A 25962-nucleotide genomic window follows, 5' to 3' on the forward strand; every position below is an offset into this window, starting at 1 on the left:
CAATCTTTAAAACATCGGTGTTGTATGGCTCAAAAGCTTGTCATTAAAGGTCATGGCGTATTTTGAGTGAGTGATGATTATTAGATTTTTTGCACTTCACCGGTCGCAGATTGATAGACCCATTGATGATCAAACAGGCTGTCGTCTAAATGATCCAGTTTAAAATTACCGATAGCCACAGCATAGAATCCATTGCCGTGCTGCTTAAAATGTGTGATCTCTTGCATGAGTTCTTCAGTCAGTTGACCCATTATAAAGTCGGAAATCACCACCACATCGGCATGTACAAAATTCGGTTGTTTCAGCATGTCCACGGCATGATTCATCGCAGGGATAATATCGGTTCCCCCATGAAATGACTGCCCTAAAAAGTGAATGACATCATCCAAAGCGCTGTTACGCTGTAAATTCAGCGCGGTTAAATTGGTCGAGAAATTTACCAAATACATCGCTCGCTTTTCTTTTAACGCTCGAATAGATAAATACAAACAAATCGCTTTGGAAATCAGTTCAGGTTGCCCATTCATTGAGCCACTGGTATCTAAGCAGACAATCATCGGGCCTTTTTGTCCGACTCGACGCTGTGTATGGCGTGGGTCTTCGATCACCCGTCCCTGTTGCTGACCTTGTCGATTAAAACTCATCAGATTAGATTCTAAATATTTCAAATCAAATAAAACCTGCAAGTCTGGATCGGCTAACAGCGCCAACTCGCTAGGTAAAGCCATACAGAGTTCTTGTGCCAATTTAATTCCAGTAATTTCCTCTTGTGCCATCGGGGTGTGAATAAGCTGCTGTGGTTCTTGTTCTAACAGAGCAGAAATCCGCTTACGTGGCATATTCGGCTGTGCGCTTCCGATCATTTGGCATAGACGTTTAAGCGCCCGATCTTGCTCGAGATAATTGGCCCATTGCTCAAAGTTTTGTACATCGTGTTCTGTTAATTGTCCTTTGGAATAGTCCAGAAAAATCCCTGTTTCAAACCCGACACTGTCATGGTGCTTGACCATTTTCGACAATGTCGCGAGAAAATCTTTGATTTCATCTAAAAAGGCATCGCGCTGTAAACGGAGCTGTTCAAACTCCCAATGCGCAATGGCTTCGGTCAATTTGCGCTGCCACTTGCCTTTGAATAGCTCTATTTGTAATTGACGCTGCTGCTCGGTCAGCAACGACTGTTGGCTCTGTTGCCACATTTCAGTGAATTCAGGAATCCCCAAGGTTTGCATGAAGGCGGCATATTCAGTGTGAAATTGAACAAAATCACCCTGTTCCCAATGCTTTAACGCAAGCCAATGTTCCAATTGCTGCTGCACCAATGCATAGGGATGCTGCTGATCTAAACTCGACTTTGCCTGAAAGGCCCATTCCTGAATTTTTTGATCGAGCTTTTTTGCCACTTTATGATCATCCAACCAATGTTTTAAGCTGGATTGTTTTAATTCATCATAAAGCTGCGAACTTAATTCATCGAGTGCTGATTGGGTTTGTTGTCGTGTCAGTTTTAATTGCGACATAACTGTTCCAGACGCTCACAATCTTGCAACTGCAATTGATATCTTGCCAATTGCTGCTCAATAGATTGAATCAAATGTTGAATATCCTGTTCAGTGACAAAGACCGATTTAAACTGATGTTTTTGACTGTTAAATCGTTCCGTTAACAGTTCCAATTCTGTTTGAAACTGTGCTTTGAGCTGTTGAACTTCGTGTAACAGCTCATATTGGCTTTGTGCTGAAAGAGAGCTGCGTGGACTACCTTTGGTATGTTTTATATACGGCGTCACCACTTCTTCTAAACCGTAATAGCCACCTTTTAACGTACACACTCTTGAACCATTAAAATTACATACGATGCCACGCACTTCTTCACCGGTATCATCTAAGGCAAAGAAGTCCTTTTTCGTATCCATTTTATCCAGTTCGAGATACAACAATTTATCTTTATAGTGTCGATCTAGATTGGTCACTGCACGTAAGTAGTCAGTGCCATGAATTAAATAACTCTCATACACATCATCGGTATAATAAAAATGATTGAGCACCCGCTGTTCAAGTGCATCCTTCTCTGCCACATGCTGTTCGAATTGCAAACCGTAATTTAAGCCATTTTCAGCCAATACTTCATCTATCTGCTGTGAAACAAAGGCGATGTCTTCAGGCTGATTCCATAAGCAATGTTTTAAAATTAATAGATCACTCAAAATCACTGATGGACGATCATTTAAAAATGCACAGGCTTTGACTAAATAAGCCACACGTTGCCAACGACGGTCAGAGACATAGACCACGTGATCTTCAAAGTTATGATTGAGTCGATTTTTAAGTTGATCAAACAGATTTAAAATCGATTCGGGTAATTCCACCTGATAAATCTGTTCCCGCCAATCTTGTAACTCTGCTTTTGTTATTTTTAAAGTTGCATCGACTTCAACACTGACTTGACTCGGCTTGGCCTGTAATAGAGCATGAAAGTTTTCTGCAACAGCAATCGGCGGCACTTCTAAACGCAAAATAAAACGATCATACAATGCATCTAGACCTTGATTTGATTCGGGAATTTCATTCGATGCACTAACCAAAACATTCAATGGAACTTTTTGGACAATGTCACCATTTTTAAAACTCCGCTCATTCACCAAGGTCAGTAAAGTATTTAAAATCGCTGGACTGGCTTTCCAAATTTCATCTAAAAAAGCAAAATCTGCTCGTGGTAAATAATGTTCTGTTTTACGAATATATTGATCTTCTTTTAAGGCTTTAATCGATACTGGACCAAAAATTTCTTCCGGCGTACTGAAACGATTCATCAAATATTCAAAATAGTCATGGACTTCAAAAGCAGAGGCGATTCGACGTGAAATCAAACTTTTTGCTGTACCGGGCAAACCATATAAAAAGGTATTCATGCCCGCAACACCAGCCAGCAAACTCAAAGCAATAATCTGCTCACGTTCATACATATTTTTGCTGATTTCAGAAATTAAAGTATTGATCCGTGCTTGCATCTGATTATCTGTTTGACCTAAAACTAAATTGTAACGCCCTAACCGATTTTTCGCTGTAGGAGATGCAAAAATATGGCTTTTTAAATACAGCGCAACAGCGTGATATTGTATTTTCAGGTTATAGTAAAACTACACATCCCTTTGGAACTCTAGAAACTTTTCATCATGTTGCCCTTCTTTCCTACACTCATCCGACTGTTAAAACTTGAAGGTTTTAAATATCGATCCCTCACGGCAGGTGAAATATCCATGTGTCAGAGTGTGTTTGGGGATTTGATTCAATATGAACGAGTGAAAGTGATGAATCACCCTTTTTTGCCTTGGCAATCTGCGCATGTGGTCATGGCGCCTCAGGGGTATATCCATGCACGAAATTTACTGTTTAAAGCGGACTATGCCAAAGCGTCTTTAGGATATCGTGCCCTGTTTATTCATGAGATGGCCCATGTTTATCAATACCAGCAACAGATCAATGTTTTGGGTCGGGGTGCTGTTTTACAGATGGCGTATTTCTTCAGTTTTAAAAAATATAATCCTTACCGCTATACCCTCAAACCACACAAGGCATTTTTTGACTACAACATTGAGCAACAAGGTGACATTGCTCGTGACATCTATTTAAAGCGAATTAAAAATATTATTTTATATCCAGAACTTGTTCATCAAATTGAGCTGTAAAGCGTCAATGCTCTTTGACGAATATTTATAGATAAAATTAAATATCGCCTGATCATTCTATTTCACACTAGTGCTTGGCCATTGACGCTATTTTAAGTACAAAAAAACAGCATTAATATTTACTTTATGGCACATAAGCTCAGCTAGGCTTTTAAAAGCTATGAATACCTCTAGTATCTCGCTTAAATTCAGATAAAATAGGTTCACATTATTTTTTTGCTTTGCATCAAAACAAGTGAATTATCATACGTTGATGGTGTTTTGTTTTCGCCTTTCGGCAGTATTTTTCGTATCTAAATACACTCGCTGAATAATCACAATAATACAAATCAGTGTGTTAAGTGTATTCACCTATAGGAATAGGATTTAGTTGGAATGAATAGTTTTAAAATTGCACTTGCTCAGTTCTCTCCGCATATTGGTAATCTAGAATCAAACGCAGCAAAAATGCTTCAACAAGCCAATGCTGCAAAAGAACAGAATGCAGATATTATTGTTTTTCCGGAACTTTCTACAGTTGGTTATCCTGCTGAAGATTTATTATTACGTCCAAGTTTAAATAAACGTACACAGCAAGCTTTTGAACAATTAGCAAGCATTAAGGACATCGTTTTAGTCTTTGGTTTTGTAAATCAAACTGAAGATGGTCAGCGCTATAACTCTGCTGCTGTCATGAAAAATGGTCAAGTTCTCGGGATTTACAATAAACAAAATCTTCCAAACTATAGCGTTTTTGATGAAAAACGTTATTTCAGTGAGGGTCATCAACACCTTGTCTTTGAATATTTAGGTCATAAGTTTGGTGTATTGATTTGCGAAGATGTTTGGGCATTACCAACTGTTCAACAGCTTGCTCAGTTAAATGTTGAAACTGCTTTGGTTCTAAATGCTTCACCTTATGAAGTTGGTAAACCACAGCATCGCATTGAAACCATGGCTGCATTGACCAAACAATTGAACATCAATCTGGTTTACTGTAACCAAGTCGGCGGTCAAGATGACCTTGTCTTTGATGGCACAAGCTTTGTGATGAACAATTCAGGTGAAGTTACATTGCAAGCACCGAGTTTTGTTGAAGATCTATATATCGCAGAATACGATGCTGAACAAAAAGCCTTTAAAACAGGTGCAATCACGCCTGTATTAAATACCATGGCTGAAATCTACCAAAGCCTTGTGATCGCAACCCGTGACTACGTACAACGTTCAGGCTTCCCTGGCGTGATTTTAGGTCTATCTGGTGGTATTGACTCAGCATTAACTTTAGCGATTGCTGCCGATGCGATTGGTGCAGATAAAGTTCAAGCGGTCATGATGCCATATACTTATACTGCACAAATCAGTGTTGAAGATGCGGCTGAACAAGCCAAGAATATGGGCGTAACTTTTGGTATTGCCGAAATCAATCCAATTGTGAATGGCTTTATGCAAACCTTATTCCCTTTCTTTGGCGCTGCACCGACTGATGCGACTGAAGAAAACCTACAAGCGCGTTCTCGTGGTACGTTGCTAATGGCCTTATCGAACAAGTTTGGCAATTTAGTCCTTTCTACAGGGAACAAGTCTGAATTATCTGTTGGTTACTGTACATTGTACGGTGACATGGTCGGTGGCTTTGCCGTTCTGAAAGACGTCTATAAAACGATTGTATTTGAACTAGCAAAATACCGTAACAGCATTTCAGAAACACCGGTGATTCCTGAACGTGTAATTACTCGTCCACCTTCTGCGGAACTTCGTCCAGATCAGAAAGACCAAGACTCATTACCTGAATACGAAGTATTAGATGCCATCTTGTATGCGTATATCGAAGAAGACATGAGTCAAGATGACATCATTGCCAAAGGTTTTGATGCTGAAATCGTGAAAAAAGTCATCCGTTTGGTTGATCTAAACGAATACAAACGTCGCCAAGGCGCGATCGGTCCACGTATCAGCTCACGTGCATTTAGCCGTGAACGTCGCTACCCGATCGTGAATGGTTGGAAACCGGGTATCTAATTACTCGATTTAAATTAAAAAAAGCCCAGTTATAGAACTGGGCTTTTTTATAGGCGTAAAATACGCAGCAGTAAAAATAAAAAATAATTGAGAAGTATATTTCAAAAGTCAGGTCATAAAATAATGCAGTTAAAGATTTGAGTTGTCTTTTATTTCCACATAAACATCGTAAATAGATCATTTTATTAGTGCTGTAATTATCTGAATCTATTTGACTTTTTCAAGGCACAAAAAAAGAGACCAAGCTGAGAGCTTGGTCTATAAAAATGGTGGCTATGACGAGACTTGAACTTGTGACCCCCGCATTATGAGTGCGGTGCTCTAACCAACTGAGCTACATAGCCGTAAACTGTGGTGGCATTATCTAGATTTCATACATTATCGTCAAGCATTTTTGTTTGCAATTGTTCAGAGTTTAAACAAGCAAAGTTCAAGATGTTACTATTTAAGCAAATTATGCTATTTTTAGCCCTATTTACTATATTTTTTGATTAAAAATTAGAGTTTTATCATGCAATTCAATTCGATAAAAAAAGCCTGTCTGACCCTCAGCCTTGCCGTCATGACCTTAACGGGCTGCCAAATCGTCTCACCTATTTTTGTTGACTATAATGGTGTGCGACGTGATGTGGCGACTTGGATTAATAAACAGCCTTTATTGAGCATGCAACAAAAGCGCAGCATGGCTCAACTTAGCCGAGCACAGCAATCAATCATTCGTCTCGACTTCAATGATCAGGAGAAATTAGTCAGTGTTGCGCGCGCTAATGAAGCTGCGATGTATTGTGCCAATCAGCATTTATCAGCGCGACAAATTCAACGCCTGCAAAAACAGATTTTCCCTGAAGATGCGTTGCATAAATTAAGCTTGCTTGAGCAACAAGCGTTGCATATTACCCTGACAGAGCAAGAGAAACGGTGTGATTGAAACCATGTCCACTGATGGATGAATTATCTAGGCTCAATTTTTTCAGCACCAAATTGTCTTACAATCTAGACATAGCTGCTTACATTATTGAACATTTTTGCTATCGCTAAGCGAGGTGAAAACAAGTCTATATTTTTGCAATATTTTTATTGCAAATTTCGCAATATCCTTATGAATTTACTTGGTTTTATTCCCAAATAAAAAAGCGTATGATGAAACTATGATCAATGTAAGTAGCACTTTTTTTCAGGTTTTTCCATCCAAATTCAATTGATCAGATAAGGAGAAATAAGATGGCTTTAAATAATATTTTAGTTCCAGTGGACGGTTCAGAAACTTCTTATGCTGCGGTGGCTAAAGCTGTCGAGTTTGCAAAAACTTTTGGCAGTAAAATTACTGTGGTTCAAGTACTGACGCTCGATCCATATATTGCTGCAGAGTATATTTCAGCAACACAAACCAATGATTTAATTGAACGTGCTCGTGCATCGATTTTAAATACACTTGAAGAAGCAAAAGCGAAATTTTCAACTGAAGGTGTCACTGTTGAAACTCGCTTACTTGAAGGTCAAGTGGTGCATACTGAACTGGTTAAAGCTGCAGAAGAAACACATGCGGACTTGATTATCATTGGTTCACATGGCCGTACAGGGATCAAAAAATTCTTCTTGGGCAGCGTAGCTCAAAGTGTACTGGGTGCTTCAGACATTCCTGTTTTGGTTGTGCGCAAATAAGCCATTAGATTTATAGCGTGAAATAAAAAGCCTTCTGATCCTAGAGGGCTTTTTTATTGACTGCGTCATCAATATAAAAAACGCTAAGTTTAAGGCAAGGATTTTTTAGGGTAACCATTGATATTGTTTCAATGAGATGCGTCCACTCACCACAAAGACATTTTCAGCTGCCAATTTCAATTGCTGGATATTTTCACCTTTTTCATTGCAACGCTGCGTGCTGATTTTTCCTTGCGCATTGACCACCCGATGCCATGGGATCGTTGATGTTGCATCTAGATGCTTGAGTACATAGCCAACCAGTCGTGCATGCTTCGGTAAACCCGCTAATTTGGCAATTTGTCCGTAAGTGGCAATCTTCGCCTGCGGTATCAATTGAATGACCGACAAAATTTGCGTTGCCAATTCATCACTCTGCTTCATCTGATCTCCTTTGAGCCGCATAAAAAAGAGAACCCGAAGGTTCTCTTTGATTAATACTTAATTTTGACAGATTAGTACAGTAATTGGTTGTGATCGATTAGATCTTGTAAAGTCACATCGGTATTTTTCAAAGTGAGTAATTCAACTTTATCACCAAATTTAGATCCTGTTCCATCACGATCAATGCTGATCACAGTGTTGCCCTTGCCATCAGATTTAACCGAAACAAACTGATCAATATTCGACTGATTGACATTTTGACCTTGTAACAAGGCTTTGATATTCACTTTATCGCCTACAGACGAATTAAAGTCATTCCAAGTATCATGTCCATTACCGCCCGTTGCATCGGCTTGATCCAATACTTTATAAATAACCGTATCAATGCCCGCTTTGGTGTTGAATTGATCATTGCCTACTTTATCTATCACAGTGACTTCAATGGTTTCACCCTTGGTTAATTAATTTTTAAATTCAACATCAAAATTCCCTGATAAATCCACTGTGCCTGCGCCAATGACTTTGCCATCTTGATCTTTTACTTCTACCGTTGTACCCGGCTCACCTTCACCTGTGACGTGCTCACCATCATCGGTGATCACCACATCTTTAGACGCGTCAGGTTTAGTCGTATCCTTAGAACCACCAGATGAATCAGATCCACCACCAATAGCCGCACCCAATAAACCAGCACCGGCTGCTCCCGCAATCCAAGGTAAAATTACACCTGTCAAAGAATCGTTAAAGAGTAGCGGTTCAATTTCATCTAAAGGTTGGTACTGAATAACATCCGCAATATCACCATTGGCTGTTGTAAATTTTGCCCAATACCATGTACCGTCTTCACCCTCAAATACCAAACTATTGTCTGGTGTCGCCTCACTAAAATAGTTTTGTACAGTAATCACTTCCCCATTTTTTTAAGGTGATTATTACGTCAGCACCATTCTTTGTAATTGAAGTAACATCCTCTTTCCGGATTTTGAGTACGATGACAGAATTTTTGATAAGCCCAACTTGATTGGATTCAACTTGATACAAAACTTTATGACTTTCTTTAGAAATGACAGAAATTTACGACATAGGTAAAACCTCATTTATTTACATTAGGGCCGTTTTTATGTTTTTTTGGTTTTGTAATGAGTTATTGGTGATTAATAATTTCTTTAATTACAAATCATTAGACTTCTTTCATAATTCATTTTTTGCTCAGCTCTAAATTATAGATTCCCGCAATTAAATTGAATCTTAAGCCCAGTCTTTTTCCTCGATTACGATATCGCTCGGCAAGGATTTTGAAAGTTTTTAAACTACCAAATACATGCCCAACCCCAATTCTTCTTTTGTTGATTTCTTGATTATAGATTTTTAGTTCAGGATCCAATTTACAGCGCTTTTTTGCTTTTAATGGCAACAAGCTATTTGGATACACTGCGTAAATCCCTTGATAGCCTTTATCTGCAAGGATAAAGGCACCTGCCGGAATCTGATGTAAGTTTCGTTTGAAGAGTTCGAAATCATGTACAGCACCACGATCAGTGCATAAACTCATAATTTGCTGAGTTCTATAATGAATGATGGCCTGAACTTTGAAAGTATGTGCCTTCTTTTTGCCACTATAGCTTTTCTTCTGTTTTTTTAGGTCTTTGTATTGGAATTTCTGTGGCATCAACAATCACCACGTTCCAGTCGATGCCTTCGCCCTCAGGCAAATGCTTCGGTAAATTAAATAAATTGGACTTGATCAGGCAGTCCTCTACATGACGGACAATTCTTGAAGCAGTCGGCTCTGACACACCATAACTTGTTGCAACATGGAACAAGGTTCGGTATTCACGCCAATAACTTAAGCACAGAAGGATTTGATCTTCTATGCTCAATTTAGTTGGTCTACCTTTAGCAGGAACATGCATTTTCAGTTGTTCAACCATTAAATCAAAGGTTGACCATGATATGCCGGTGTATCGCTTAAATTGTGTTTCAGAAAGCTTCTTTGAATCGATATATTTCATCCGCAGATTATGCATGAATATTTAAAATTCTTCGGTACAAATAATCAGCAAGAGACTGTTCGTTTTTTGATTTATGAAAGAGGCTTATTAAAACCAATTTTTTTAATTGTGTGCGTTATATCATGCTTTGTGTATTTTTTTGCATAATTGTTTGAATATTTTAATATTTTAATATTTTAATATTTTTATCAATACATTTAGATTTTAGATCCATCTTTATGCAAGTAATAACAAACACTTATTTATGTGATGTAAGTCACAATAATACCAATGAATGACCAGTCATAATTTCCCCCCATTTTGATGTACCATGATGAAACATAACTATAAATAAAAAAAGGAAATGCTCAAGCATTTCCTTTTTTAAGTCAAACAAAACAGTTTTAGAAGTTTTCAGGGTTCTCCAAACGACGAACTTCTTGCACTTTTTCTGGGTTATGTACAGCAGCAACACCATCATCCGCTTTGGTATCTATTAACGCTTCTGGGTTATAAACCGTAATGGTTTCATTACCATGGATATCTTCACCCACAATATATTGGAAGCCCTTTTTATTCATTTTATGGCACATTCTTTGGTACCAACCTTTAAAGCCTTTGGTTTCTTCATTCGGATTGTAATAAAAAGCATTCATCACAGCAGGTAAACCTAGACCACACACGAGCCCCGACATTAATACCGCAATAAATGTATATCCAATCAAAATACTACTGTATTCACTAAGTTCAGGAATATTGGCAACAGCGAGGATCAAAGCCAATGAAATGCCTCCACGAACCCCTCCCCAGGATAAAATCGCAAGACTACCGTTATAGCTTTTTTTACGGAAACTCGGGAAAAATGCGAAAGATAAATAGTTTGCTGCAAAACGCGATGCATGCAAAATAATAAACGCCACCATGCCGCCTAAAATCAAGCTGATACTTAAATCTAAGATAAATAACTCAAGACCGATCAGGGTAAATAAAAAGGAATTGATGATTCCTTCCACGGTATGCCAGAAATGATTCACTTCCCTGATTTCTCGCTCTTGAAGAATTTCTTTCCATTTATTCCCAACGATCAAACCACCAATAACACATGCGATTGGTGCAGATGCATGTGCGAATAAAGCGACTAGATAAGAACCACTTGCCAACAACGCTGTGGTTAAAATCAAGGATTCCATTTCATGTTTACCACGGAGTAAACGTAATATTCCTAAACCAAATGCCCAACCAATGATGACTGCGACAACAATTTCATATAACAGTGTTTCAAGCGTACCAATGACGGTAAAATGTTCACCTTGCAAAACATTGAGTAAGGTCATAAACACGGCAATACACATGGCATCATTAAAGAGCGATTCGCCTTCTAATTTCACCATCAAATGATGTGGCGCACGTACAGAACTTAATACACCTTTAACCCCAATTGGGTCAGTCGCACCTAAAGCAGCGCCTAATAATAACAACACCAATAAATCAACATGATGACCAATTAAGAACTGATAACCATATAAAGCAACACCAAAAAACACCGCACAAAGCACCAAGGCAATACTGGCCAAAATACTGATCGGCTTCCAATGCAAACGTAAATCGGAAACTTTAAATTTCAAGGCAGATGAGGTCAAAATAAAACAAATCACGCCATTAATTAAAAAGTCATAAAAGTCGATATGACGAACTGCCTCTTCAATATTGTGTAAATTAATCGTCACAAATTGATTGCCATTGAGCAAACTTGCGCCCCATTGCAAAATAAAGACAAAAATTGCAGAAACAATGGGAACACCTATGGCTTGTGGAAAGCCCAAGATACGTTTATTAAAAATCGTGGTTGCAATCGAAAGTGCAAAAATAACGGTAAAAACCTGTAGAAAAAAATAATTTCCCATTTCGTTCCCAATTTTGGTGCTGTGTCGCCTACAGAGTGAGATATAGGTATTTTGAAAATAAATACCAAATTATTTAGTATTTAAAAATAAAATATTCTAACGAATTTTATCTAAATTCCGTGTATCAATTCAGTTTTTTTCACATCTTTTATCAAGATCATTTAACATAGCAAGCCTGCATAAATTTTATGCATTTTCATCATCTACATGATTTCTCCTATGCATCAGACTATTAAAACTGTTTTTCGACTCTTTTTTGCTGCGGTGATCTTTATCATTACGGCGGCCCTGATCCTCACTTGCTATAGTAAGACACAGGAAATTTTACGTGCTGAGCACTATTTTAGTCAGGCAAAAACGATCTCACTGGATTCAACACCCAAAGAACAATTGGTTTTGGTCTCCAATAATGAATCACCCGATCGTGCGATATTTATCATGCTGGCGAATAATGGTTATCTTGCCAAACTGAATTGTGAAAACTATGCACAAGATATTTGTCTCGATGAATTTAATCAGCAACACACCCGACAAATTCAACACCTCGATTTACTGAAAATCGGACAATTTCAATATATCCAAAATGTGAGTTTCACCAATAGCCGCACTGGACAAAAAAAACAATTACGCTATAGCGATGCCCAGTTAAAACAGTTCTATCAAAACGATATTTCAGGCCTTAAATATACTGTTTTTGGCGTAGCTTTATTTGCATTTGCCGCATTGTATGTCAGCTATCGTATTGTTCGAAACTTTAGATCATTTCTCAACAAATAAGCTTCAATCTATTTTTCAATGAAAAAAAGAGGATGTTTTGCATCCTCTTTTTTGTTTTAAATGGCTTGATTAAAGGTATCACAGCTATTAATATTGCCTGATTTCAACCCTGTCTGGAACCATTTCATACGTTGTTCACTGGTGCCGTGCGTGAAGCTATCTGGGACCACTTGCCCTGTTGCACTTTTCTGTAAATAGTCATCACCAATCTTATGCGCTGCATCCATCGCTTCTTCTACATCACCCTGCTCTAAAAATTGGGTACGCTGTTGATTATGATGGGCCCAAATACCCGCAAAACAGTCTGCTTGTAGTTCTTGCATGACCGAATAACGATTACCTTCAGCTTTAGACGCTTGTGCACGGGCCTGCTGAACTTGCTCAGAAATGCCCAAAATCGTTTGGATATGATGTCCAACTTCATGGGCAACCACATAGGCTTGCGCAAAATCACCCGCCTGATCTTGACGGCTCAATTCCGTTTGATTTTGTTCACCCGTGATGCCCATTTGCGTACGCATATCTTTAAAGAATGCAGTATCAATATAGACCTTCTGATCTGCTGGGCAATAAAACGGCCCCATTGCCGCTTGTGCTGTACCACAACCCGAGTTGACCACACCATTAAACATGACCAATTTAGGCGGTTTATACTGGGCATTTAACTGTTCTTGGAAGACTTTAGTCCATGTATCTTCCGTATCAGCCAAAACCGTTCCAACAAAATCCATCGCTTCTTGTTGTTCAGGTGTTGGATTATCCAGACCTTTGACTTCAGCCGTTTGACCCTGTGAAGTCACTTGTTTGGTCGCCTGATAAGCTTGCTGCGGATCGACACCAAAAAATTTCCACGCAACAAATGCCACAACCAAACCGAGAATACTGATCCCACCCGCTTTTGCACCGCCACCACCGCGACGGTCTTCTACGTTTGAACTAACTCTTCGACCTTTCCAGCGCATAGTGATCTTCCTTATATAAAATAGTTGATATCCGTGCGTTTACAGATTAATCCTTTTGCGACTTCGGCCATACTTTTTGAACTAAAGATACGACACACAGCACGATTAAACCTGCAATAAAACCTGTCACTAAATTGATTAAAGTCGGTGTTAATGCACCCACAATACTGCCGACTGTAGGAATATGTTCTGCATAATCTACAGAGCCTTCAATAAAATGGTGTAGCAAAGGTACACCATGGGTAATGATGCCACCACCCACTAAAAACATGGCAATCGTACCGACAATGGTCAATGTCTTCATCAACTTAGGTGCAAATGCTAACAAACCTTGTCCAACGGTCTTTTTCAATTGTGATGCTTGTTGAGTGAGATAAAGCCCTAAGTCATCAATTTTGACAATCATCGCGACAAAACCATAAACACCAACGGTCATTAAAATTGCAATCACCGAAAGCACCATGACCTTGGTCCCAAATGCCGCAGTTGCAACCGTACCCAATGAAATCACCACAATTTCAGCAGATAAAATAAAATCGGTCCGAATGGCACCTTTGACTTTTTCTTTTTCAAAAGTCACCAAATCTGTTTCAATATGGGTCATCTCTTCACGAGCAACTTCTTCTGTTTTGGCTTTTTTATGATGCAAACTATGCAGGACTTTTTCCACACCCTCATAGCATAAGAACAAACCACCAATCATCAAAAGCGGTGTAATCAGCCAAGGTGCAACCACACTGATCAATAAAGCAGCCGGAACTAAAATTAATTTATTAACAAAAGAACCCTTGGCCACAGACCAAACAACTGGAAGTTCACGATCCGAACGGACACCACTGACTTGTTGCGCATTCAGTGCTAAATCATCTCCAAGGACACCCGCTGTTTTTTTGGCTGCCATCTTACTCATGACAGCAACGTCATCCAGCACAGTTGCAATATCATCAAGTAAGATTAATAAGCTACTCGCCATTATTTTTATCCTTTAGGCATTTTTTAATATTCTAATTCCATTTAACGCTAAAATTGTATTTAGTTTTTTAATAATTAACAAAATATTCACCCATTTTTCAGTCAATTGTGCTGTGTCAGTAACAATCAAAAATAGAATGCCGTACAATGGTGACATTCTTTGAAAATCAGCCGTAGCTTTGACTACCACTTTGGAACAGATAATGAGTACTCAAGATAATCGTCCAGTGATTTTGACTGGCGACCGTCCGACTGGACAATTACATTTAGGTCATTTTGTAGGTTCTTTACGTTCACGTGTAGGTTTACAAGATTCGCATCATCAACATCTCCTTTTAGCTGATGCTCAAGCCTTAACTGATAATGCCGATAACTTCGAAAAAGTTCGTCGCAATATTATTGAAGTCGCAACCGATTATCTTGCTGTAGGAATTGACCCAACTAAAACCACGATTTGCGTTCAATCATGCTTACCAGCATTGAATGAATTGACCATGTTATATTTGAACTTTGTGACGGTTTCTCGCTTAGAGCGTAATCCAACCATCAAATCTGAGATTCAAATGCGTGGATTTGAGCGTGACATTCCTGCAGGTTTCTTATGCTACCCAGTGGCTCAAGCTGCCGATATTACAGCGTTTAAAGCATCTGTCGTTCCAGTGGGCGAAGACCAAATTCCAATGATTGAACAAACCAATGAAATTGTTCGTCGTTTAAACCGTCAAATTGGTCGTGACGTACTTCCTGAATGTAAAGCTTTACTCTCTAATGTAGGTCGTTTACCAGGTTTTGATGGTAAAGCAAAAATGTCTAAATCTTTGGGCAATACCATTGTGCTTGACGCGACTGATAAAGATATCAAGAAAGCTGTTAATGCAATGTATACCGATCCAAATCATTTACGCATTGAAGATCCAGGTCAAGTTGAAGGTAACGTCGTATTTACTTACCTTGATGCATTCGATCCAGATAAAGAAGCTGTTGCAGAATTAAAAGAACACTATCGTCGTGGCGGTCTAGGCGATGGTACTGTGAAAAAGCGTCTTGAGGGTGTGCTAAAAGAGCTCATCGGCCCGATCCGTGAACGCCGTTTAGAATTGCAAAAAGATCCTGACTACATCATGGATATTTTAAAAACCGGTACCGATAAATGCCGTGATATTACCCAACAAACGTTAGATGAAATTAAATCTGGACTGGGTGTGTTCCACTTCTAAATTTAAAAAAATTCCGTAAAATTAAGCCTTTCCATTATGAAAGGCTTTTTTTTACAGGCACTTTTTGTGAAGGTATTCACAAAATCTCCTTAGTTTTAACGTTAGGTAACATCACTTAACGTGAACACCAATGAAATGACTGACCGTTCACTCTATTATCTACTTATGTTTTAGGAATACCTAAATTCATAACATTTCTCCTTTACCGAACCTGTGAAAGCAGATTCGTTGTTATACGCAGTGAACACCCCAATCATTGCGTATTTTTTTGTCTAAAAATTGACAATTACCAATAGAAAAAAGTCCGCTATAAGCGGACTTTTCAATTAATACATCATTTTAAAAACAAATATAAATTAGTAATGAAATAAACGTTTATCTAATGGTAGTTCAATTCCAATTGACGCTCCACCATCATTACCATTTAAATCCGAGTCACTCACCCAACCATTAATTTTTAAAGGCATATCTGGACGTAAATAATGTGTCCAAGTTAAGTCTAGAGCTTTCAATTCATCTTTTTCTGGAAATGCTGCATTGTTCAAAGCAGCACGTTCTGTTTCAGAAACTTTTGCAAAAAGTACACGACCATTTAGACGATTTAATGGATCAATATGTATATTCCCACCTACTGAAACCATTTGAGCATCACCACCTAATGCATGACCAAGTGGGTAGCCATGTTGATAGTATCCATCTGTGTAAATAGAGTGATTGTATGAAATGCCTTTGGCATCACCATTAGTTCGAGTATCAACCCATTCAGTATACAGTTGATAAGGCATATTATTTACACTTGAAGAATAATCAACACCTGCAAGATACATGCTTTTTGCCGGTAAACCACCTGCTTCATCTTCACCAATATATTGGCCGTAAAGACTAACTGGAACTTGCACAAGTGGTTGTAAATTCAAACGCGCATCAAAACCCGCGACTTGATTTGATGGATCAGCCTCACCTGTTCCACCATTATCTTTATTACCAATAAAGGCATCCCAAAGTGAACTAAAACTTTCGGGACGACCTTCGCCACCCCATTGTATAGAACGTGATGCTCCCAATTCCAAATATGGAGTAGGTTGTGCAGTTAGTCGAAGTCCAATGAGTTTTGCATCTGGGATAGCAGAATAATCATCTAACTGTCCAGCAAAAGCTTGATACTGCCAAGGGCCGATCCATGATAGCCATGGTGTTTCAAAAGCATTCTGTTGTGCACGCTGTGCAGTAACACCGTACACAGGACGACTCGCATCACCACGGATTAAACTACCGTCATGACCAGGCCCCCAATAAGTCTGAATCTGACCTGCAATTAACCATTGGTTCCAAAGCTTCCCGGCAATGTATGAGCCTTCCACATTTACATCTTGATCATTATTAATTTGCTGTTTATCTTCAGCATTTACACGTAAACGACCATCCCAATTTTCACCACCAACGTTGAGTTCAAATGCACCTTGATATTGCGCTTTTTGATGATCACCAAAATTTTGCGGTAAATTATTTTTATCTGACTCTGCAAACAATTCTGCTTTTAATAATGCATTTTCGGCAGTCAATTTATTTTGAATACTTTGTAATACTTTTTGTTGTGCAGGTGTCATCACTTTTGCAGAAGTTAACGCTCGCTGTATTTCATCTCCACTCATTGGCCATGTTGAGGTACTAATTTGAATAACGCCTTGCTGATTCAACCAATTCAAATCTGCGCGTAACTCTTCATTATTTAATACAATCCCTTGAGCAAAAACAGGAACTGATAATCCAAACAGTACAGCAGCATAGAGTGACTTTCTTAAATACATGCTCTTTTTCTCAAGTTTAATTCACAGCCCACCTTAGATTTTTCAACTCATTTATTCAAGGGTGAAACTGTATCTCCTTTTATTTTTTTCATCATTTAGGTAAAGATGTTCAATAAAAATACAAAATAAAAAACCCGCATTAAGCGGGTTTTTTATTTCAAAAACTAAATTAGTTTTTATGACGCATATGAGGGAATAAGATCACTTCACGGATACTTGCAGCATTCGCAAACAACATCACCAAACGGTCAATACCGATACCCTCACCCGCTGTAGGAGGTAAGCCGTATTCCAATGCTTCAATAAAGTCTGCATCGTAATGCATTGCTTCATCGTCACCCGCATCTTTTTCAGCAACTTGGGCTTGGAAACGTTCAGCTTGGTCAATCGGATCATTTAACTCTGAGAAACCATTTGCCAATTCACGACCACCGATGAAGAATTCAAAACGATCAGTAATATGTGGATTTTCATCATTACGACGTGCTAATGGTGAAGTTTCCGCTGGATATTCTGTGATGAATGTCGGTTGACGAAGTTTTGTTTCAACAGTTTCTTCAAATACGATGGTTTGAAGTTTGCCTAAACCAAAACCAGGTTTTACTTGCTCTTTCAGTTCATTTTTAACGAAGTTTGCAAGAAACTCACGGTCAGATACATTTTCAGCAGTGAACGTTGGGTTATGTTCAAGAATCGCATCAAACATCGAAATTTTCTTGAATGGACCTTTGAAACTATACACTTCATCACCATAAGGCACATCAGTCGAACCTAAGATGTCAATGGCCAATTTTTCAAGCATATTTTCTGTCAAAGCCATCAGGTCTTTGTAGTCTGCATATGCTTGGTAGAATTCAATCATGGTGAATTCTGGATTATGACGTGTTGATACACCCTCGTTACGGAAGTTACGGTTAATTTCGAACACGCGCTCAAAACCACCAACGACCAAACGTTTCAAGTAAAGCTCAGGCGCAATACGTAAAAATAAAGGCATATCTAATGCGTTGTGGTGAGTTTCGAATGGACGCGCAGATGCACCACCCGGAATCACATGCATCATTGGTGTTTCAACTTCCATGAAACGCTCATTGCTCAAATATGAACGAATACCTGACACCACTTTTGCACGAATTTCAAAAGTTTTACGTGTTTCTTCGTTCATGATGAGGTCTAAATAACGCTTACGGTATTTAACTTCAGTATCAATCAAACCATGGAATTTGTCTGGAAGTGGACGGAGTGATTTGGTTAAAAGCTCAAAATGTTCAATATGAACATAAAGGTCACCTTTACCAGAACGACCAATATAACCTTTAATGGCAATAATATCGCCCAAATCGAGTGCTTTAATTGTTGCAAGAACATCAGCATCCAACTCTTTACGTGGTACATAAAGCTGGATACGACCAGTCATATCTTGGATTACGATGAATGAACCACGGTTCAACATCACACGACCAGCAACTTTTACATAAACCTTTTCGCCTGCTTCAATTTCTTCTTTTGATTTTTCAGCGAATTGATCTTGTAGGTCTTGTGCATAGTGTTCACGCTTAAATGTGTTAGGCCACGGGCTAACACCTGTTTCCTTGGCGTGCTCTTTGATGTGCTCTAACTTGGCATGACGCTGTGCAATTAAATCGTTTTCGGAAATGGCTTGTTCAGAAGTCGATTGAGCGTTATGTTGCGTCATCTCTGTCTCAAATAGTTAAAAAACGGAAGTTGCATAGCATAGCAGATTTCCTTTGAATTGAGCAGTAAGCAATGCGCGCATTTTTTTAATAAGTAGAAATTTATCGAAGTAAGATGTTTTAATCGTTATACCTTCAGGTAGACATAGAACCTACCTTACAGATGTGCAGTAGATAAAAATTAAATACTCAAGCTCGAAAACCTACATTTTAATGATATCAGATGATAACTAAAAGCTTTAAAAATACTTATAATTATCAATACATTAAAATATATATCAATAACTTAATTCAACCTTTTAATCTATTTTCTTTAAGACTAAAGTCTTTTAAATGCCTATAAATTAGACCAAAAGCTAAATTCTCTTTTTGACAATTCTCTCTACAATGAAGTCATAAAATTGTTGAAAAATAAAATATTCAACACATCCAAAAATGTTTGAAAACAGTGTGTAGAAAAACAATGACTTCCTGCTTATCGAAAATTCTGTTTTTACATGGATTGGATTCTTCCCGTGAATCTACGAAGTTCCATGCCATCAATGCAAAACAAAAATTCTGCATTGAAGTGGACTATCGCAACTTAAATTTTCAAACTGTTGCGGACTTTTACCACGAGAGTATTGAAACCATTAAGCCCGATATCATCGTCGGTCATAGTCTCGGGGCATACTGGGCTTTGAAAATGTCGCTGTTTCATCGCATTCCTTGTGTGATTGCTAACCCGAGTCTGCATCCAGACTTTCGTGACGACTACCCTGCAATTAATGAAATGGATTTGGATAACGATATTCCACAAATTGCCTATATCGAACGTGGCGATGAAATCTTGGATATGTTTGAGGCAGAAAAACAACTCGAAGACTATATGCAGGTTCAAGTCATGGATGGTGGACATCATCGTCTACAATGCCCTGAAAATATTAATGATTTAATCCAACATCTCGAATTAAATTACTTAAAAAAATAAATCATAAGATTAATCATAAGCAGCAACGTCGTTTTTATCAGACATAAAAAAGCCTTGTCGTAGACAAGGCTTTTTACATTTTAAACCTGACGCTTAGGCAGCATCTGCTTCAGGACGTGTTTTATCATCTAAAACAGACCAGATATTTAAACCTAAATCTTTATGCAAGTCAGGCAAATCTAAGAAAATGCTTGCGCCTAAAACTTGGTGTTTACATTTTTCAGCCAATTGTTTCACTGCACGAAGCGTACCGCCCGTCGCCAATACGTCATCCACAATAATTACTTTTTGTGATTCGATTTCAGCTGACATTTCAAGACGATCTAAACCGTATTCAAGGCTATAACCAACACCGACAACAGGTGGTGGTAATTTTCCGGCTTTACGTACCAACACCAAACCTTTGCCTGTACGCTGAGCAAGTAAGCTTGCCAAAACAAAACCACGCGCTTCAACTGCAATAAAGCTATCTACTTCTGCCAATTGCTCAGCTGGAATACTTGCAATTAGGGCATCAGTTAACGATTCGATGTTATTCATAAATAACGGCGTAAGGTCAAAGAAACAAATTCCTGGTTTTGGGAAATCTTGGACAGTACGAATGTTAGACCACAATGCCGCAGCAGTAGAATTACTCATAATAGGAGAAAATAAATTAAGGAAGGAATGTGTGAATTTTAACGCGATTTGAGAGAAAAGAACAGCTAACCCCCGACCAAAATGCATATTTAAGATACAGTAAATTTACATAAGTTATTGATTATTAATATTGTATTTATTTAAAAAATATCAAATATATATTTTCCTAATCATAAAATAAAAGATTTTAGAGATTTTTTCTGCAAGACTTTAGTCTATGAAGATAGAAAAAGCGGTATTTAGAACCCAATTCACGGAAATGAATTCCAATATAGCTTTCAATAGGCATAAATATTGTCAGACAATTTTTCCCAGATCTGGGGGTTTTGATGATATTTATTGTCCCTCACTGCCATTCTGCTTTTAATTTCACTCATTAAACTCTTAGCCACTTTACTTTATCGTTAGAACTGCGTAAAAATTTAACATAAGAGTCTACTGTATAAGGCTAATTAACCTTAAGGTATAAACTTATACAGTTATGAAGTATTTACTGACTTAATTTTGTGTCAGTTTTTGGAGAATGGAATGAAAAAGTATCAGTGCATCGTTTGTGGATGGATTTATGACGAAGCAGAAGGCTGGCCACAAGACGGTATCGTGGCAGGAACGAAATGGGAAGATATCCCAGATGATTGGACTTGCCCAGACTGTGGCGTCTCAAAAGTAGATTTTGAAATGGTTGAAATCTAATAAATAGAATCTAAGGCCATCATCGTTATGGTCTTTTTTTTGTCTTTAAAAAATATGAAATGTGTTTGGAGTTGAGTATGCACCCTATTGTCATTATTGGTTCTGGTATGGCGGGATATGCCGTTGCACGTGGATTTCGAAAGTTAAATACTGAACTAGAACTTATTATGATCTGTGCGGATGATGCCATTAACTACGCTAAACCGACATTATCCAATGCGCTCGTTGGTAATAAAACTCCTGAGCAAATCCCTCTAGGGGATGCCGAAAAAATGTCGGCTCAACTCAATATGCAAATCATCAATAAGAGTTGGGTTAAATCCATTGATGCAGCAAAACATGAGCTTACTATTGAAAGCCAAAATGGAACTCAAACACAACTATATTCAAAACTTGTTTTAGCAGTCGGCGCAAATCCAATTCGCTTAGCTATTTCGGGTGATGGCAGTGAAGACATTCACGTCGTCAACAATTTAGATCACTACAAAGCTTTCCGTAAACAGCTTGCAGCACGTGAAGATAAACGTGTGGTGATTTTAGGGGCAGGCTTGATTGGCTGTGAATTTGCCAATGATCTCCAAAATACTGGGGCGAAAGTATCGGTGGTCGATTTAGCTCCGCAACCTTTGGGTCGCCTACTGCCGTCTCATGTTGCCGCTAAATTCCAAAGCAATTTAGAAGAAACGGGTATTCAATTCGTTTTAGGTACGACAGTCGACAAAGTGTCACGTATTGAAAATGGTGACTATCAAGTGAGCCTTGCAAATGGTCAAAGCTTAGTGGCAGATGTTGTGTTGTCTGCGATTGGTCTACAGCCTGAAATTAACTTGGCAAAACAAGCCGGCATTCACACCAGTCGTGGCATATTAACCAATAAAGGCTTAGAAACCAACTTGGCAGATATCTATGCTGTCGGTGACTGTGCTGAAGTCAATGGTACCCTTCTTCCATACGTCATGCCGATCATGCAACAAGCACGTGCTTTGGCAAAAACCCTCAATGGTGAACATACCGCTGTGCATTATCCAGCTATGCCTGTAGCCGTTAAAACACCTGCAGCACCTTTAACTGTCCTTCCTGCGCCAATTGATGTAGAAACCCAATGGGAAACAGAAGAGCTTGAAGATGGCATGATTGCCCGTGCGATCGATCAAGATGGCGTATTACGTGGATTTGTACTGCTCGGTGCAACTGCTGGGAAGCAACGCTTAACTTTGACTAAGCAGGTTCCGGACTTGATTCCTGCTTCAGTTTAAGGTTTAAATACAAGGACGTCCTGATAATAATAGACGTCCTTTTTAAAGGAAAATAACAATGAATAGTGCCCTTCAGTTTAATATTTCACCTTATGCCTCTTTTATGCATGAAACTCGCGTAGAGTTAGGCAATGGCATTGAACTTCATGTCGAGGTGGGTGGTCATCCTGAAGATCCTGCAATCTTATTGATTATGGGACTCGGCGCACAAATGTTGTATTGGCCTGATTTCTTTTGTAAGTCCCTAATAGACCAAGGTTACCGAGTTATTCGCTTTGATAATCGCGATATTGGTCTGTCGAGTAAAATTCGTAACCCAGGCCCACGTCTTAACACCTTTAAACTGATGGGACGTTTTGCCTTAGGTCTAGAGAATCAAGGTGCGCCTTATGATCTATACGATATGGCAGACGATGTTGCACTGTTAATTGATCGTATGGGACTTGATAAAGTCCATATTTTAGGCGCTTCAATGGGCGGCATGATCGCTCAAATCGTGGCGGCACGCTATCCAGACAAAGTGCACAACTTAAGCTTGCTTTTTACCAGTAACATCCAACCCTTACTTCCACCGCCATTTCCAAAGCAATTATTTAGTCTAATTGAAAAACCTGAATCTAACGATGAAGATGGCATTATTAACCATAGCCTGAAAGTTTTTAATATTATAGGCTCTCCAGGCTATATTAATCAGCTTGAAGCGATACAAACTGCACGTAAACTCTATAATCGGAGTTATTACCCAGCGGGTGTACTTCAACAGTTTTTAGCAATATTATGTACAGGTTCCCTGCTGCAGTTGGATAAACAAATTCAGCATAAAACCATTGTGGTTCATGGAGCTCGTGACCGTTTGCTGCCGCCAAGCCATGGTAAGGCCGTTGCAAAGGCTATTTCAGGTGCTAAATTTGAATTAATTGATGGAATGGGGCATGATATCCCACCGCATTTTATTCCATATCTTAGCGGTTTGTTTGCTGATCACTTTAAATCATAAATTAGGACACTATGGCTGCATTACCATCCTTAAGACAGCTGTCATATCTAGTAACACTGTCAGAAACGCTACACTTTACTGAAGCTGCGCGTCGTTCTTTTGTCACCCAGTCTACTTTGTCTGGCGGGATCATGGAACTTGAGCGTTTACTAGGTGGCGTATTGGTAGAACGCGACCGTCAAAACGTGCGTTTAACTCCTCTTGGCGAACAAGTTGTCGGACGAGCCCGAGTTCTATTGGCAGATGCGCAAGACCTAATGCGTTTAAGTCGTGAAATGAGCGAACCTCTAACGGGTGATTTACATCTAGGGGTCATTCCTACTATTGCGCCATTCTTACTTGCGCCATTATTAGAAGAAGTGCATAAGCAATTACCAAAAATTCAATTGCATTTACATGAAGCACAAAGTGAAAAAATTGTTGAGAAACTCGAGCACGGTAATCTAGATATTGTATTACTTGCTCTTCCTTTCGATACACGTAGCTTGAAAGTTGCAGAAGTAAACAAAGAAAAATTGTTCTTGGTGTACAACAAAGCTGATCAAAATGCAGCTCAAGCAAAATCTCTAGATGACTTAGATTTATCTCGTTTAATGTTGCTTGAAGAAGGCCATTGCTTACGTGATCATGCTTTGAGTGCTTGCCCGATTGGTGAACGTAAAAATGACCATCGATTAAAAGCAAGCTCATTGCCAACTTTGGTTGAAATGGTTTCCGCAGATTTAGGCTTTACCTTATTGCCTGAAATTGCAGTTCATACCAATATGATCAAAGCCAATGAAGATTTGGCTGTGAAAGAAATTGAAGCAAGTCCTACACGCACATTGGCATTGGTAACACGTAAGAGTACACCGCTTCAAAGTGAATTTGATGTATTGCTTCAAATCTTGCAGAAAATCACTAATAATCTGCACTAACTAATCAGTGTAAAAATTAAAGAGAGCCCTGTGCTCTCTTTTTTATTTGGCAGAAATGAATAATGCAGAAGTAATAATATTGAGATGAGTTTAAAATTGAAAATGAAAAATACATTCTCTAGAAAAAAGAAAAGGCTAACCCAAATAGGTAGCCTGATAAGGTAATATATGACTTGATGTATATCTCAATTCATCGCCTCGACAATATCTTCACACTAGCCAGATAAGTAAGAAGATAAATACATCTTAGTAAAATATAACTTTCGTTAAAATCACTAGTTTCAGGTATTTTAGATAAAGTATTTCTGATTCATTTTTCAAAGGGCTTTTTTTATAGTTGTGTTTTGTGCTATAAAATAAACATAGATCAGAAATAAATCACATTATTTTAAATAATCACTAATATTTATGTTTAAAATAACTAATCAATTAGTCAATATTAACTCATCTCAGAAACAGTTCAATTTATCGGTTGTCAAAATACTGCTTTCACATTTCAATTATTATTTTCAATTCGAATCCAAATCTGATGATTATTTAATCAATATTCTAAAAATAAAAACGAAAAAACTATAAATCTTTGCATTCAACATAATGAAAAACACAAAAAACCATACATTAATTAAATTCTATTATATCACAATAACTTAATTATACTTTGATATATAAATCACTACTTCTAGGTATATTTTTCTAATTCACTTTCATGCACATTATGGAAATGCAATTTGATTAAAAATAATAAATGAGCGAAATGTATGATGAGTGAATTTTTATTACCAGTACCCGTTTTGATCATTGATCATCAAGCAATGACTTCAAAAACAGTGCTGTTTAACATCTTAGGAAACCTCGGTTATCCTGAAGATCTCATCACATTTTCAGAAAACTTAGTGGATGCAGAACAACAAATTTTCAATCAATTACCTAATTTAATTTTTTTAGTGATCACTCAGCAGTCTGATATCTCTTTCATCCATAAAATCAAAAAGATTTATCCTTCGAGTAATCTCATCATTTTAGTCAATGAACAATCTACAGATTTAACCTTACATGCCATTCAGTTAGGTGCAACCGCCTATATGTTGATTCAACAACCGATGGAAGATACCTACAACCAACTGAAAACTATTTTAAGAGGTGGCGCTGCATTGCATCCAAGTTTTGCTAAATTTTTATTGAGTGAAACTTTTAGTCCGCAAAATGCAGCACCTAAACAGCTCAGTCTGAATCCAGCTGAATACCAAATTTTAGATATGGTCAGCCATAGCGCGACTCAAGAGCAGATGATCCGTGAGTTAAAACTTTCAACGTATCAAATAGATGGTTTTGTTAAAAATATCTACCGAAAAATTAGTAGCTACAGCTAAATTTAGTTCAGATAAATGATTCAA

At 38.2% G+C, this 25962-nt stretch carries 26 protein-coding genes and 1 tRNA gene; 12 read left to right on the plus strand and 15 right to left on the minus strand.

Features of this window, described 5'->3' with window-relative positions:
- Positions 1-80 precede the first annotated feature (80 nt).
- Together MST18_RS11220 and MST18_RS11225 are read right to left on the minus strand one after the other, a co-directional pair.
- Positions 81-1517, minus strand: coding sequence for a VWA domain-containing protein (locus tag MST18_RS11220; protein ID WP_180133613.1), 1437 nt, complete (start codon positions 1515-1517; stop codon positions 81-83).
- A complete protein-coding gene (locus MST18_RS11225; RefSeq protein ID WP_180133612.1) occupies positions 1505-3007 on the minus strand; it encodes an AAA family ATPase in 1503 nt (500 codons plus the stop codon). Before MST18_RS11225 ends, MST18_RS11220 begins: the two co-directional genes overlap by 13 nt.
- Positions 3008-3169: 162 nt before the next feature.
- On the opposite strand from MST18_RS11225, the gene MST18_RS11230 reads away from it, so the two are divergent.
- Positions 3170-3685: a hypothetical protein gene (locus tag MST18_RS11230; RefSeq protein WP_180133637.1), complete on the plus strand. Its 516-nt coding sequence runs from the start codon at positions 3170-3172 to the stop codon at positions 3683-3685.
- Positions 3686-4060: 375 nt separating this feature from the next.
- Positions 4061-5686, plus strand: coding sequence for an NAD+ synthase (locus MST18_RS11235; protein ID WP_180133611.1), 1626 nt, complete (start codon positions 4061-4063; stop codon positions 5684-5686).
- Positions 5687-5953: 267 nt separating this feature from the next.
- Here MST18_RS11235 and MST18_RS11240 read toward each other — a convergent pair.
- Positions 5954-6030: transfer RNA gene (locus MST18_RS11240), tRNA-Met, on the minus strand.
- A 167-nt stretch (positions 6031-6197) separates the two neighbouring features.
- Between MST18_RS11240 and MST18_RS11245 the strand changes: the two genes are divergently transcribed.
- Both MST18_RS11245 and MST18_RS11250 read left to right on the plus strand, forming a co-directional pair.
- Positions 6198-6614, plus strand: a complete 417-nt coding sequence (locus tag MST18_RS11245) for a hypothetical protein (protein WP_078193001.1) — start codon at positions 6198-6200, stop codon at positions 6612-6614.
- Positions 6615-6907: 293 nt separating this feature from the next.
- Positions 6908-7348 carry a universal stress protein gene (locus tag MST18_RS11250; protein ID WP_078193002.1) on the plus strand — a complete coding sequence of 147 codons (441 nt, stop codon included), beginning with the start codon at positions 6908-6910 and terminating at the stop codon, positions 7346-7348.
- A gap of 105 nt (positions 7349-7453) precedes the next feature.
- On the opposite strand, the gene MST18_RS11255 is transcribed toward MST18_RS11250, so the two are convergent.
- The 7 genes from MST18_RS11255 to MST18_RS11280 form a co-directional block, all read right to left on the minus strand.
- Positions 7454-7771, minus strand: coding sequence for an MGMT family protein (locus MST18_RS11255; RefSeq protein WP_180024106.1), 318 nt, complete (start codon positions 7769-7771; stop codon positions 7454-7456).
- Positions 7772-7842: 71 nt separating this feature from the next.
- On the minus strand, positions 7843-8202 hold the full coding sequence (locus MST18_RS11260; RefSeq protein ID WP_257250053.1) for a type I secretion C-terminal target domain-containing protein: 360 nt from the start codon (positions 8200-8202) through the stop codon (positions 7843-7845).
- A 30-nt stretch (positions 8203-8232) separates the two neighbouring features.
- Complete coding sequence (locus tag MST18_RS11265) at positions 8233-8679, minus strand: Ig-like domain-containing protein (RefSeq protein WP_180133610.1); 447 nt, start codon at positions 8677-8679, stop codon at positions 8233-8235.
- The gene (locus MST18_RS16660) at positions 8654-8812 is read right to left on the minus strand and encodes a BapA prefix-like domain-containing protein (RefSeq protein WP_180085153.1); all 159 of its coding nucleotides are present in this window, start codon (positions 8810-8812) and stop codon (positions 8654-8656) included. Before MST18_RS16660 ends, MST18_RS11265 begins: the two co-directional genes overlap by 26 nt.
- Before the next feature lie 157 nt (positions 8813-8969).
- Positions 8970-9440: a transposase family protein gene (locus MST18_RS11270; RefSeq protein ID WP_257250054.1), complete on the minus strand. Its 471-nt coding sequence runs from the start codon at positions 9438-9440 to the stop codon at positions 8970-8972.
- Positions 9388-9783 (minus strand): transposase family protein, encoded by a 396-nt coding sequence (locus MST18_RS11275; RefSeq protein WP_067764127.1) that lies wholly within the window; start codon positions 9781-9783, stop codon positions 9388-9390. Before MST18_RS11275 ends, MST18_RS11270 begins: the two co-directional genes overlap by 53 nt.
- 383 nt (positions 9784-10166) lie before the next feature.
- A complete protein-coding gene (locus MST18_RS11280; protein ID WP_180024104.1) occupies positions 10167-11666 on the minus strand; it encodes a sodium:proton antiporter in 1500 nt (499 codons plus the stop codon).
- 219 nt (positions 11667-11885) lie between these two features.
- On the opposite strand from MST18_RS11280, the gene MST18_RS11285 reads away from it, so the two are divergent.
- On the plus strand, positions 11886-12443 hold the full coding sequence (locus MST18_RS11285; RefSeq protein ID WP_180102595.1) for a hypothetical protein: 558 nt from the start codon (positions 11886-11888) through the stop codon (positions 12441-12443).
- 56 nt (positions 12444-12499) lie between these two features.
- On the opposite strand, the gene MST18_RS11290 is transcribed toward MST18_RS11285, so the two are convergent.
- Positions 12500-13405, minus strand: a complete 906-nt coding sequence (locus tag MST18_RS11290) for a neutral zinc metallopeptidase (RefSeq protein WP_180024102.1) — start codon at positions 13403-13405, stop codon at positions 12500-12502.
- 46 nt (positions 13406-13451) lie between these two features.
- Positions 13452-14378 (minus strand): DUF808 domain-containing protein, encoded by a 927-nt coding sequence (locus tag MST18_RS11295; RefSeq protein WP_180126638.1) that lies wholly within the window; start codon positions 14376-14378, stop codon positions 13452-13454.
- 202 nt (positions 14379-14580) lie between these two features.
- On the opposite strand from MST18_RS11295, the gene trpS reads away from it, so the two are divergent.
- On the plus strand, positions 14581-15594 hold the full coding sequence (gene trpS, locus MST18_RS11300) for a tryptophan--tRNA ligase (protein WP_168379231.1): 1014 nt from the start codon (positions 14581-14583) through the stop codon (positions 15592-15594).
- A 356-nt stretch (positions 15595-15950) separates the two neighbouring features.
- On the opposite strand, the gene MST18_RS11305 is transcribed toward trpS, so the two are convergent.
- Together MST18_RS11305 and lysS are read right to left on the minus strand one after the other, a co-directional pair.
- Entirely contained in the window at positions 15951-17402 is a 1452-nt protein-coding gene (locus MST18_RS11305; protein WP_180133803.1) for a capsule assembly Wzi family protein, read from the minus strand.
- 169 nt (positions 17403-17571) lie between these two features.
- On the minus strand, positions 17572-19098 hold the full coding sequence (gene lysS / locus MST18_RS11310) for a lysine--tRNA ligase (protein ID WP_180133804.1): 1527 nt from the start codon (positions 19096-19098) through the stop codon (positions 17572-17574).
- A 461-nt stretch (positions 19099-19559) separates the two neighbouring features.
- Between lysS and MST18_RS11315 the strand changes: the two genes are divergently transcribed.
- On the plus strand, positions 19560-20066 hold the full coding sequence (locus tag MST18_RS11315; RefSeq protein ID WP_180111531.1) for a YqiA/YcfP family alpha/beta fold hydrolase: 507 nt from the start codon (positions 19560-19562) through the stop codon (positions 20064-20066).
- Between the two features lie 93 nt (positions 20067-20159).
- Here MST18_RS11315 and MST18_RS11320 read toward each other — a convergent pair whose 3' ends face one another.
- Complete coding sequence (locus MST18_RS11320) at positions 20160-20705, minus strand: adenine phosphoribosyltransferase (protein ID WP_078189930.1); 546 nt, start codon at positions 20703-20705, stop codon at positions 20160-20162.
- 528 nt (positions 20706-21233) lie between these two features.
- On the opposite strand from MST18_RS11320, the gene rubA reads away from it, so the two are divergent.
- From rubA to MST18_RS11345, 5 genes are all read left to right on the plus strand, one after another.
- Entirely contained in the window at positions 21234-21398 is a 165-nt protein-coding gene (rubA, locus tag MST18_RS11325; protein WP_005179369.1) for a rubredoxin RubA, read from the plus strand.
- A 77-nt stretch (positions 21399-21475) separates the two neighbouring features.
- The gene (locus MST18_RS11330) at positions 21476-22654 is read left to right on the plus strand and encodes an NAD(P)/FAD-dependent oxidoreductase (RefSeq protein ID WP_180133805.1); all 1179 of its coding nucleotides are present in this window, start codon (positions 21476-21478) and stop codon (positions 22652-22654) included.
- Positions 22655-22712: 58 nt separating this feature from the next.
- Positions 22713-23651 (plus strand): esterase EstB, encoded by a 939-nt coding sequence (gene estB, locus MST18_RS11335; RefSeq protein ID WP_218952712.1) that lies wholly within the window; start codon positions 22713-22715, stop codon positions 23649-23651.
- An 11-nt stretch (positions 23652-23662) separates the two neighbouring features.
- Positions 23663-24568 (plus strand): LysR family transcriptional regulator OxyR, encoded by a 906-nt coding sequence (oxyR, locus tag MST18_RS11340; RefSeq protein ID WP_180007453.1) that lies wholly within the window; start codon positions 23663-23665, stop codon positions 24566-24568.
- A gap of 758 nt (positions 24569-25326) precedes the next feature.
- The gene (locus tag MST18_RS11345; RefSeq protein ID WP_180133806.1) at positions 25327-25938 is read left to right on the plus strand and encodes a response regulator transcription factor; all 612 of its coding nucleotides are present in this window, start codon (positions 25327-25329) and stop codon (positions 25936-25938) included.
- The last annotated feature ends 24 nt before the right edge of the window (positions 25939-25962 follow it).

The organism is Acinetobacter sp. YH12068_T (assembly GCF_024606005.1).
In the GTDB taxonomy this organism is placed as follows: domain Bacteria; phylum Pseudomonadota; class Gammaproteobacteria; order Pseudomonadales; family Moraxellaceae; genus Acinetobacter; species Acinetobacter amyesii.